The organism is Mycobacterium genavense ATCC 51234 (assembly GCF_000526915.1).
Taxonomy (GTDB): Bacteria; Actinomycetota; Actinomycetes; order Mycobacteriales; family Mycobacteriaceae; genus Mycobacterium; species Mycobacterium genavense.
On the sequence record NZ_JAGZ01000011.1, the window covers coordinates 121940 to 133009 of the forward strand.

At 67.0% G+C, this 11070-nt stretch carries 10 protein-coding genes, 1 tRNA gene and 2 pseudogenes; 4 read left to right on the forward strand and 9 right to left on the reverse strand.

Annotation, left to right across the window (positions count from 1 at the left end; all coding sequences use genetic code 11):
* Window positions 1-48 precede the first annotated feature (48 nt).
* Window positions 49-1694: pseudogene (locus T428_RS29855) on the forward strand (NAD-dependent malic enzyme).
* Between the two features lie 15 nt (window positions 1695-1709).
* Window positions 1710-2138, forward strand: coding sequence for an NAD(+)--rifampin ADP-ribosyltransferase (arr, locus tag T428_RS0120540; protein WP_025737963.1), 429 nt, complete (start codon window positions 1710-1712; stop codon window positions 2136-2138).
* On the opposite strand, the gene T428_RS0120545 is transcribed toward arr, so the two are convergent.
* The 5 genes and pseudogenes from T428_RS0120545 to T428_RS0120565 form a co-directional block, all read right to left on the reverse strand.
* A complete protein-coding gene (locus tag T428_RS0120545) occupies window positions 2125-2385 on the reverse strand; it encodes a DUF3349 domain-containing protein (RefSeq protein WP_025737964.1) in 261 nt (86 codons plus the stop codon). The two genes, arr and T428_RS0120545, sit on opposite strands and share 14 nt — an antisense overlap.
* A gap of 324 nt (window positions 2386-2709) precedes the next feature.
* Window positions 2710-3198 carry a DUF4352 domain-containing protein gene (locus T428_RS31385; protein WP_051465300.1) on the reverse strand — a complete coding sequence of 163 codons (489 nt, stop codon included), beginning with the start codon at window positions 3196-3198 and terminating at the stop codon, window positions 2710-2712.
* Between the two features lie 51 nt (window positions 3199-3249).
* Window positions 3250-3360: pseudogene (locus T428_RS36200) on the reverse strand (DUF2510 domain-containing protein); the annotation flags it as partial.
* 253 nt (window positions 3361-3613) lie between these two features.
* Window positions 3614-3880, reverse strand: coding sequence for a hypothetical protein (locus T428_RS32925; protein ID WP_156943013.1), 267 nt, complete (start codon window positions 3878-3880; stop codon window positions 3614-3616).
* 342 nt (window positions 3881-4222) lie between these two features.
* Window positions 4223-4295: transfer RNA gene (locus T428_RS0120565), tRNA-Asn, on the reverse strand.
* 175 nt (window positions 4296-4470) lie between these two features.
* On the opposite strand from T428_RS0120565, the gene T428_RS0120570 reads away from it, so the two are divergent.
* Window positions 4471-4749, forward strand: a complete 279-nt coding sequence (locus T428_RS0120570; RefSeq protein WP_025737966.1) for a hypothetical protein — start codon at window positions 4471-4473, stop codon at window positions 4747-4749.
* Here the strand turns inward: T428_RS0120570 and dnaG are convergent.
* From dnaG to T428_RS0120585, 3 genes are read right to left on the reverse strand one after another with little or no spacing between them, the layout of a single operon-like run.
* A complete protein-coding gene (gene dnaG, locus T428_RS0120575) occupies window positions 4724-6643 on the reverse strand; it encodes a DNA primase (RefSeq protein WP_025737967.1) in 1920 nt (639 codons plus the stop codon). The two genes, T428_RS0120570 and dnaG, sit on opposite strands and share 26 nt — an antisense overlap.
* 44 nt (window positions 6644-6687) lie before the next feature.
* Window positions 6688-7305, reverse strand: coding sequence for a superoxide dismutase[Cu-Zn] (sodC, locus tag T428_RS0120580; protein WP_025737968.1), 618 nt, complete (start codon window positions 7303-7305; stop codon window positions 6688-6690).
* A 30-nt stretch (window positions 7306-7335) separates the two neighbouring features.
* Window positions 7336-8601 carry a deoxyguanosinetriphosphate triphosphohydrolase gene (locus T428_RS0120585; protein ID WP_025737969.1) on the reverse strand — a complete coding sequence of 422 codons (1266 nt, stop codon included), beginning with the start codon at window positions 8599-8601 and terminating at the stop codon, window positions 7336-7338.
* Window positions 8602-8675: 74 nt separating this feature from the next.
* Here T428_RS0120585 and T428_RS0120590 point away from each other — a divergent pair, with 74 nt between their 5' ends.
* Window positions 8676-10658, forward strand: a complete 1983-nt coding sequence (locus T428_RS0120590; protein WP_025737970.1) for a TPM domain-containing protein — start codon at window positions 8676-8678, stop codon at window positions 10656-10658.
* Window positions 10659-10718: 60 nt separating this feature from the next.
* Here the strand turns inward: T428_RS0120590 and T428_RS0120595 are convergent, their stop codons facing one another.
* Window positions 10719-11003 (reverse strand): WXG100 family type VII secretion target, encoded by a 285-nt coding sequence (locus T428_RS0120595; protein WP_025737064.1) that lies wholly within the window; start codon window positions 11001-11003, stop codon window positions 10719-10721.
* Between the last annotated feature and the right edge of the window lie 67 nt (window positions 11004-11070).

The following is an 11070-nucleotide window of genomic DNA, read 5'->3' on the forward strand; positions in this document are numbered from 1 at the left end:
CCGCGAGCAGCGCTACCGCGACGTGACGTACGACGACGGAGGTTGCCGATGGGCGACGGCCACGTGCCCCGGATTCCCATAGCGATGTCCTCCCCGAGTCTCAACCGCGGCGTCGGCTTCACCCACGAACAGCGACGGCGGCTCGGGCTGACCGGGCGGCTGCCGCCGGCGGTGCTCACCCTGGAACAGCAAGCCGACCGGGTATAGCATCAATTGCAAAGCATGTCAACAGATCTCGGTCGGAACCGCTCCTCGAACAGCTGCATTACCGTCACGAACTGCTGTACTACAAGGTGCTCGAAGACTACCTGCCCGAGCTGATGCCGGTGGTCTACACGCCCACGGTGGGCGAGGCCATTCAACGCTTCTCCGACGAATACCGTGGCCAGCGCGGCCTGTTTCTGAGCATCGACGAACCCGACGACATCGCCGACGCCTTCCAGACGTTCGGGCTGGGACCCGACGACGTCGACCTGATCGTGTGCACCGACGCCGAAGCCATCCTGGGGATCGGCGACTGGGGTGTGGGTGGCATCCAGATCGCGGTCGGCAAGTTGGCTCTCTACACCGCCGGCGGCGGTATCGATCCGCGCCGCTGCATCGCGGTGTCGCTCGACGTCGGCACGAATAACGAACAGCTGCTGCAGGATCCGTTCTATCTGGGCAACCGCCACGCACGACGCGAGGGCGCCGGATACGACGCCTTCATCAAGCGTTACATCGAAACCGCCAACCGGTTGTTCCCCAACGCCATCCTGCATTTCGAGGACTGCGGGCCGATCAACGCGCGAAAGATTCTCACCACCTACGGCGACGACTACTGCGTGTTCAACGACGACGTGCAGGGCACCGGCGCCGTGGTGGTGGCCGCCGTGCACGGCGGGGCGCGGCTGACCGGCGTGCCGCTGCGCGGCCAGAAGACGATCGTCTTCGGCGCCGGCACCGCCGGAATCGGTGTGGCCGACCAGCCTCGCGACGCGATGGTCGACGACGGCGCCACCCCGGAAGAGGCGACTTCCGCAATCTGGGCGATCGACAAGCAGGGCTTGCTGTTCGACGACATGGGCGACCTGCGCGACTTCCAGGTGCCCTACGCCAAGGACCGCCGGCAGCTGGGCGTGGCGGCCGGCGAACGAGTGGGGCTGGTCGACGCCATCAAGTTGGCCTCCCCCACCGTGCTGCTGGGCTGCTCGACCGTTTTCGGCGCCTTCACCCGCGAGGTCGTCGAGGCGATGACCGCGTCCTGCGAACACCCGATGATATTCCCGCTGTCCAACCCGACCTCCCGCATGGAGGCCATGCCGGCCGACGTGCTGGCCTGGTCGAACGGCCGGGCGCTGGTCGCAACCGGAACCCCGGTCCCCTTAACGGAATACAACGGCGTCACCTACACCATCGGCCAGGCCAACAACGTGCTGGTGTTCCCCGGGCTCGGGCTGGGCATCATCGTCGCCGGCGCCCGGCGGCTGACCCGGGCCATGTTGCACGCGGCCGCCAAAGCCATTGCGGGACAGGCCAGCCCCGCCCATCCCGGTGACTCGCTGTTGCCGGATGTGCAGAACTTGTGCGCGGTTTCGTCCGCGGTGGCCGAGGCCGTCTATCGTGCCGCCGTCGACGACGGGGTGGCCACCCGAAAACACGACGACCCTCGGCAAGTCACCCTCGACACGATGCGGCGCACCGAATACGACTAGACGCGAAGGCTTTTCGTGACGAGCGGACCGAAACCATTCGAAGTGCACGAGTCGGGTGCACTCCTGCACGGCACCAAGGCCGACCTTGCCCCCGGCGATCTCCTGGTGCCCGGCCGTCGGTCGAACTACGGCGGCGCACGCCTGGCGAACCACGTCTACGTGACGCGGACATTGGATGCCGCGGTGTGGGGCGCCGAGCTGGCCAAGGGCGAGGGCCGCGGCCGCATCTACATCGTGGAACCCGAAGGCGCACTCGAGGACGACCCGAACGTGACCGACAAGAAGTTCCCCGGAAATCCGACGCGGTCCTGCCGCACGCGGGAGCCCGTGCGAATCGTCGGTGAGATCACCGACTGGGTGGGGCACTCGGCCGAACAGCTTCGGGCCATGCGCGACGGCCTCGCCGACCTCAAGCGGCGCGGACTCGCGGTCATCGACGACTAGCGCCTCGACTCAATTGCGCGGGCTGTTGCGACAATTCGATGATCGCCGCGAGCCGGCCCTGGACGCGTTCGAGATCGGCCGCGCAGGGCAGTTCGTCGGCGACATGGGCGATGGCCGCGCGGATATCGGCGTAGTTGATGTTCAGATCGCCGCTGGCCACCAGGTGGGTGGCCACCGCGGCCACCGCGCTGTCGGGCATGCGGCGGCGCAGCAGGGCCAGCAGCGGGTCATAGTCGGCGCGCGGCACGCCCGGCGGATCCGGCGCGAATGACGGCGTCGAACGTGGTCACCAATCCGCTCAATAGCACCGGACGACACCACTTTCCTGCCGGCGTGTGCGGGCACCCACGCGTGCGACGGGCCAACCGTACGCGTCGCTACTTAACTGACGGTGACGTAAACCCGAAGTGCTCTGGACACATGTCAAATTTCGAACCATCGCTGCCGAGCCCCCGTCGATGACGCCCCCGGACACGCGGAGATCTGGGGGTACGCCCGCTGGCGTATCTCAGGCGGTGAGTTCCGGGTGACAGCACCGACGCCGGTCCTCAGTAGGCCGGGCCCACGGGTCCTAGGACAGCTTCACTGTTGCCCCACCTGAGAGTGCCGAATCGTGCAGTTCGATCTTGGCGGGCGTGATGTCGAACGGGAGCCGATACTTTGCTGAGAAGCCGGGGCCGAGCGCTAGCAGTAGCGTGTTCTCTTTGTTGATCGACGTCGCCGCCATCCAATCTGCTCGATATTTCGCGCCGTTCGAACCGATCAACATCTGATTATTCACCTGGAATGATTGCTCCTGCTTGCTGGTGTTCTTCACCGTAATGCTCACGATCACAAATCTGCCCCGCGGCTTCGATACCCCTAGCGAGTCCTGCTCGTCGACGCCAGTCACCGTGAATGTGAATTTGCCATCGCTGACGGCCTGATTTGTCGACCCTGCGTCGTTGCTAGGATTTGGCCGGGGTGTGAATGTGGCGTCGGAGTAGTGCTCGCCGATGTCCACCAACACGGCGATGCCAATGAACCCCAGCACCAACACTGCCGCGACGACACCGAGCACAGTTGCGAGTGTCCGTCCTGTGCTGCTGGCCGGTTTCGGCGGCACTGGGGCTGCGGCCGGCGCATAGCTAGGTGTCCAGTTCGTCCCGTCGAAGTACCTTTGCATGCCTGATCCGGCCGGGTCGGGATACCAACCTGCCTGTGGGGTCACGGTCAGCACCATAGACGACCAAACCGCGACCGCGCCCCGTCTTCCCCAGAATTGCCAACATGCGGCGGCCACCGCGACGTCTGCGCCACACTCGGGCTGTCCGATGACGGCGGTCCCGGCAGCTTCGAGCTGGTGTGTATTCGATCCGGGCTGCGCACCTTGTTGTGACTTTCGGCGCCGTGACGCGGGCGGCGAGAACAGGTGCTAAGACGGCTCGCCTCGATGGGTCGCTGCCGTAGCTTGATGAAGTGGCCACCGTCTACCACTACACAGATGCGCAGGCGTTTGCGGGCATCGTCCAGAACGCAGCATTGTGGGCAACCGATTTCATGGCTGCTGAGTTCAAATGCCTCTTCAGCTTCACCGGTCGACCTTGCGTCCCATATAACAAAGATGAATCGTTGGTCAGAGACTCGGCTGCTGTGTTGATGAGCAGCTGCGTGCCAGCCTTCTCGACACCGAACAAGATGGACGACAGCGTCTCGCCTGGAACCCGGCACCTGTTGAGGGCATCGGCAACACGTTCTTTCACGACTGGTTCACCTCGGGCGATTGCGTCGTGGACCGCGTTCTCGAACAGATCCCGGTGTCGCCGTCGCCGGGACGCCGAGCACGCGCCAACATCCGAAGTCTGATCTCGGGGTAGCCGCCCAAGTCGCTAACCAACTCGTGCTTGAGCGACATCAGTATGCCCTGGAGGATCGGACGAACAACCGCGAGAAGGGCTGATACCTCGTCGGCGACAGCGTTCTGCTGAACCTCGCTGCAAATCTCCAACAGGCGACCTCTCTGTCCCCCGGTTCTTACGGCCCCGCTCGATGCCAAGATGTTGCAAGGAAATTGCACGACGGTCATCAAAAACACTCTGACCCTGCTCCCCCGGGTGGACTCGAACCACCAACCCTTCGGTTAACAGCCGAATGCTCTGCCAATTGAGCTACAGGGGATGAACCCGGCCCGCGCGAATCTGGCGCGGATCGCTGGACGACTCTAGCGTACTGGCATACCCGCGCCCAAGTTCACCGGCTAACGGCTGGTTCCCAGCTAGACCGGTCGGGGGTGCGCACAGCCGACCGAGTGAGGCAGGATGGAGCCATCCGCACCGTCGTGGAGAGGGACGTTTTGATCCGATATGTCGTCGTGCTCGGACTGGGCTACGTGCTGGGCTCGAAGGCCGGACGCCGCCGGTACGAGCAGCTCGTCGCCACGTATCGCGCGCTGACCGGCAGTCCGATGGCCCGGTCGATGATCGAAGGTGGCCGGCGCAAGATCGCGAACACCATCTCGCCGGACACGGGGTTTGTCACCGTGGCCGAGATCGACGCCGAGACGGCCGTGGTGCAGCGCGAAGTCGAGCGACCGGCCGACGAGGCCCTCACGCCGTCAGATCGTCGCCGCTAGCCTGCTCCAGTAGGCTGCGCCGGTAGGCCTCCATGGCGACCAGGTCGCCGAACAGCGCGTGATACTCGTCGCCCTGGTCGATCGGTGACATGCGCTGCAGCTTGGATTTGACCTCGGCGATCTGCCGGCCCATCCAGACTTCCTGCAGCCGGGCCAGCACCCCGGCAATGTAGCGGGGCAGCTTCTCGTCGTCGACGGCGACGGCCTCCACCCCGAGCTCGTTGATCAGGCCGGCGGTCAGGGCCGACGTGGTTTGGTGACGTACCGCGTCGATCCACTGTGCGCCGGTGATGCCGGTCGACGTGCCGCCGGCCGCGTCGATGGCAGCGCGCACGGCCGCGTACCCGGGGTGGGTGAAGCTCTCGACGGTGAGTGTGTCGAACACCGGGCCGGCGAACGCCGGGTACTGCAGCGCCGACTTGAGTGCCTCCCGCTGCGGCCACAGGGTCGGGTCGCGTGGGTCCGGACGGGCGGCGGGTTCACCCGGGGCGCTGGGGGCCGGCGGTTCGGCGCCGCGGCGGGAACTCGGCGTCGCACCGGCCCGTGCCGGGGCCTTGGATTTCTTCGCCTCGGTCCGCACCCGGTCGATGACCTGCGCGACGTCGTCCCACCCCACCCAGCCGGCGAGCTGGCGGGCGTACTCATCGCGCAGCGTGGAGTCCTTGATCTGGCCGACCATGGGCACGCAGCGCCGCAGCGCGGCCACCCTGCCTTCGGCGCTGTCCAGGTCGAATTCGGCGATCGCCGTGCGAATCGCGAACTCGAACAACGGGGTTCGTCGGGCCACCAGGTCGCGCAGCGCGCCGTCGCCGGACGCCAGGCGCAGGTCGCAGGGATCCATGCCGTCCGGGGCGACAGCGACGAAGGACTGTCCCGCCAGATTCTGCTCGCCGCTGAAGGCTTTGAGCGCGGCCGCCCGGCCGGCCGCGTCGCCGTCGAAGACGTAGATCAGTTCGCCGCGGAAAAAGCTGTCGTCCATCATCAGCCGACGCAGCATCGCCAGATGCTCGTCGCCGAACGCGGTGCCGCACGACGCGACGGCGGTGGTGACCCCGGCCAGATGCATCGCCATTACGTCGGTGTAGCCCTCGACGACGACGGCCTGGTGTCCCCGGGCGATGTCGCGCTTGGCCAAGTCGATGCCGAACATCACCGACGACTTCTTGTAGAGCAGCGTCTCGGGCGTGTTGACGTACTTGGCTTCCATCGGGTCGTCGTCGAACAGCCGGCGGGCGCCGAACCCGATCACCTCGCCGGCCGAGCTGCGGATGGGCCACAACAGCCGGCGATGGAAGCGGTCCATCGGCCCGCGTCGGCCCTCCCGGGACAGGCCGGCGGCTTCCAGCTCTTTGAACTCGAAACCCTTGCGCTGCAAATGCTTTGTCAGCGTCTCCCAGCCCGACGGGGCGAATCCGCAGCCGAAGCGGCGGGCAGCCTCGGCGTCGAAGTTGCGTTCCTTCAGATACTGACGCGCCGGTGCCGCCTCGTCGGATTCCAGCTCCGCCGCATAGAACTCGGCCGCGGCCGCGTTGGCCGCGATCAGCCGGCTGCGGCTGCCGCGATCGCGCTGCACGTTGGTGGCCGCGGCGCCGGTGTAGGTGATCGTGTGGCCGATCCGGTCGGCCAGCAGTTCGACGGCCTCGACAAAGCTGACGTGTTCGATCTTCTGGATGAACGCGTACACGTCGCCACCCTCTCCACAACCGAAGCAGTGGAAGTGGCCGTGGTTAGGTCGGACGTGAAACGACGGGGACTTCTCGTTGTGGAACGGGCACAAGCCTTTCAGCGAGTCCGCACCGGCACGGCGCAGCTGCACGTAGTCGCCGACGACGTCCTCGATGCGGGCGCGTTCGCGGATGGCGGCGATATCACGATCGGAGATCCGGCCAGCCATCGGCTCAGTCTAGGACGCCGGGTCTGGTAGCGGTGACGACCAGCTCAGCTGGCCGGACCGATCACGCCGCAGGCAACGCGCTCCATCGCCATGTCGCTGTCCTGCGCGCCGTGCAGCATCAGGACCGTCTTGTTGCCCGCCAGCAGCTCGTCCCTGGTGAACGCGTCGGTGGTGGTCACCAGGTAAGCCGAGCCGTCGCGGCGCACGTCCAGCGATGACAGGTCACCGCTTTCCGGCTTCCCGGTGTGGCCGGGCGCCTGGTAGTGACCGCCCGCCGACAGGAAGTTCCCCGGTGCACCGCCGGTCGGGGCAACCGAGTTCGGCTCACATTTGCCGATCTCGTGCACGTGCATGCCGTGCAGGCCGGGCGCGAGGATGCCGGGGCTGTCCGTCTTAACGGTGATGGTGAGGTAGCCGTCGGTCACCTCGAAGGTGGCGGTGGCCACTTGCCGGCCGTCGGGTGCCTTGAGTTGAGCGGAAAGGGCTTGGCCGCTGGGCGCCGGACTGGCCGCCGCGGACGAACCGGGCGAGGCGGGTGAGCCGCTGTGCACCGGCGGCGTCGTGCCCGGCTGGGTGCTGGCATGCTGAGGCGAACTGCACGCGGTCATGGCCACGATCGGCATCGAAAACAGGGCGGCGGCAACGGCGGTGTTTCTGCTCATACCCGCAGCCTAGCTGGTGCCATACCGCCGTTACGGGTTCGCCGGGCCGGCGTCGATTCGCTCCAGCCGTCCTTCGGTGTAGGAGGCGATCTGATCGATGATCACCCGCAACCGGGCGCCGTCGTCGGCGGCGGTGGCGAATGCCGCGGCGAAGAACGGATCGAGCGTGCGCGGCGCTCCGGCATACAACCACTGCGCCACTTGATGAATGCGTTCGCGCTGCCGAGCCTGAGTTTCCAGATGCCGCGGATCGGACATGATGAACTGCAGCGCCAGTATTTTCAGCAACGCGACCTCGGCGCGCACCAAGTCGGGTACGGCCAGATCGGCCTGGAAGCGCACCAGCGGCCCGGGACCCGCCGCCGCTCGCGTGGTGGCGATGGCCGCCGAGGCGAACCTGCCCACCAGTTCACTGGTCAGCCGCTTGAGTGCGACCGACGCCGCCAGCGTGGCGTCGTACTTGCCGACCGCGGCCACCACCGGCAGCCCCGACAGTCGGCGCGCCGCGGCCAGGAAATCGTCGGCGCTCACCCGGGAGAACTCACTCTCCCCCAGCTTGGCCAGCGCGGCCGCCTCGTCTTCGTCGGCGAGTACCCGCAGATTGATGCGCTGTGAGACGACGCCGTCCTCGACGTCGTGCACCGAGTAGGCGACGTCGTCGGCCCAGTCCATCACCTGTGCTTCCAGGCACATTCGGTCTTGCGGCGCCCCCGCGCGCATCCAGTCCGCCGCGTCGCGGTCCTCGTCGTAGAACCCGAACTTGCTTCTTGCACCACGACGTGTCCACGGATATTTCGTGACCGCGTCCAGCGCGGCGCGGGTCAGGTTCAGCCCCGCGCTATTGCCTTGCTCGTCAAGCACTTTGGGCTCGAGGCTGGTCAGGATCCGGAAGTTCTGGGCATTGCCTTCGAAACCGCCGAACTCGTCGGCGATCTCGTTGAGTGCGCGCTCACCGTTGTGCCCGTACGGCGGGTGTCCGATGTCATGGGCCAGCCCGGCCAACTCGACGAGGTCGGGATCGCAACCCAGCCCGATCGCCATGCCCCGCCCGATCTGCGCGACCTCCAGCGAGTGCGTCAGCCGGGTGCGCGGAGTGTCCCCTTCGCGGAGCCCGACCACTTGCGTCTTGTCCGCCAGACGGCGCAGCGCGGCACTGTGCAGCACGCGGGCCCGGTCGCGGGCGAAGTCCGTGCGATGCTGACCTTCGGTGCCCGGCAGACCCGCGGTCTTCGGCGCTTCGCCCACCCGCCGTTGGCGGTCGAAGTCGTCGTACGGGTCGTGCAGGTTCGTGGTCACCTTGTTCACCGCAGCACAGTCTGCCAGGGAATGCCGCACAATGGCCCCGCTGCGTCCCGGCGCTAAATTAACCTATGCGCATTGCCCGCTTACTCGGTGTGATCCTGACGATGCTCATCACCGGGCTGGCGGCGGCACCGGGCGTCCAGGCGCAGCCGCCGTTCCGGCTGCCGGGGTATGTCACCGACGACGCGGGCGCGCTGTCACCTTCCGGTCGCATCGATGTGACCGAAGCCGTGGACAGGCTTTACAACGACCGCCACATCCGGCTGTGGGTGGTCTACGTCGACGACTTCTCCGGCCAGAACGCGGTGAGCTGGGCGCAGCGCACGATCCACGACAGCGACCTAGGCACCTACGACGCGCTGCTCGCGGTGGCCACCACCGGGCGGGCCTATGCCTTCTTGGTGCCGTCCGGGGTGAAGGGCGTGACCCAGGCTCAGGTCGACGAACTGCGCCGCAACGAAATCGAACCCGCTCTGCGCGAAGGGGACTGGCGCGGCGCCGCGGTGTCGGCCGCGAATGGCCTCAATGCGCGACCGAATTCGTCAAACCGCTTCTGGCTGCTGGCCACCCTCGCCGTGATCATCGTCGGGGTGGTGGCGTTGGTGTTCGTCATGCGCTATCGGCGCCGGCGGCGTCGCAGCGCCGATCTGGCCGCCGCACGACGGGTGGACCCCACCGATCCGACCGCGCTGGCCGCCGTGCCGCTGGCCGCTCTCGACGACCTGTCACGCTCGATGGTGGTGGAGGTCGACAACGCCGTGCGCACCAGCTCCAACGAGCTCGCCTTGGCGATCGACGAGTTCGGCGCAGAGCGCACCGAACCGTTCACCCGGGCCGTCATCAACGCCAAAGCTGCACTCTCCCAAGCCTTTACGGTACGTCAGCAACTCGACGACGCGGTGCCCGAGACGCCGGTGCAGCAACGCGAGCTGCTCACCCAGGTGATCGTGTCGGCGGCCAGCGCCGACCGTGAACTGGACGCGCAGACCGAGGCGTTCGAGCAACTACGCGATTTGGTCGTCAACGCCGCATCGCGGCTCGACGCGCTGACCCAGCAGGTCGTCAAACTCACCGCCCGTATCGAGCCGGCCGAACAGCGGCTGATCGAGCTGAACACCGAATTCGGTCCAGCGGCACTGACTTCGGTGTCGGGCAATGCCGCCACCGCCAAGGAGCGGTTGGCGTTCGCCGACCGCAATATCGGTGCGGCCCGAGCCCTGGCCGGCAATGCGGTCTGTGGACAGCAGAGCGGTTTGGTCGATGCGGTGCGGGCCAGCGAGTCGGCGCTCGGGCAGGCCCGCGCGCTGCTGGATGCGGTGGACAGCGCGGCCGGCGACATCCGCCGTGCCGTGGCGCAGCTGCCGGCCGTGATGACCGATATCCAGGCGGGCATCCAGCACGCCACCTCGCAGCTGCAAGGGCCGAGCAGCAAGGCCGCGCATGCCGGCGAGTTGGCCGCGGCGCGGGACGCCGTGGTGAGAGCTGTCGATGCCGCCGGTGGCGGATCCGCCGATCCGCTGGGCACTTTCGCGCAACTGGCCAAGGCCGACTCCGATCTCAACCGGCTGCTGGCCACGGTGGCCAAGGAGCAGGCGGACGCCGAGCGGCTCAATCGGTCGCTCGAGCAGGCGTTGTTCACCACCGAGTCGCGGGTGCGCGGCGTTTCGGAGTACATCGACACCCGTCGCGGCAGCGTGGGGCCCGAGGCTCGCACCCGGCTCGCCGAGGCCCAGCGGCATCTCGAGGCCGCGCATGCGGGAAGGTCGACCAACCCGGCCGAGGCGATCGCCCACGCCAACACGGCGTCGACTCTGGCGGCCAACGCGCAGTCGCTGGCCAACGGGGACGTGGTCTCGGCTCAGCGTGCCTACACCGGCGTCGGCGGCAGCGACACCGGCGCGATGCTGGGCGGGATCATCATCGGCGACCTGCTCGGCGGTGGGATGCGGGGCGAATTCAGCGGTTGGAGCTCCACGTCGTTCGGTGGCTCGTCGAACTCGTCGCCGGGCGGCTCCGACGGCGGCTTCATGGGCGGCGGTGGACGGTTCTGAGCCCCGAACATCAGTAGGGGCGCACCGATCGCTCGGCACGCCCCTACCGCTCGGGATCTGTTAGGCCCAGCTGGACCCGACGGCGCTGTCGGTGCTGGCCATGTTGTTGCCCGCGGCCTGCACCTTCTGGCCGTGCTGGTTGGCCTGCTCGTAGATCACCTGGAAGTTGCGACCCAACTGGGTGATGAACTCCTGGCAGGCAACCGAACCGGCGCCGCCCCAGAAGTCACCGGCAGCCAGCACATCGCGCACGATGGACTGGTGCTCGGCCTCCAACGAAGCGGCCTGCGCACGGATCAACGCACCGTGCGCGTCGACGTCTCCGAACTGGTAATTGATCGACATTGTCTATGTCCTTCTGAGTTGAAAGTTTTGGAAACCAGTGGTTTTCGCGGTTAGTGGCTGAGGGCCT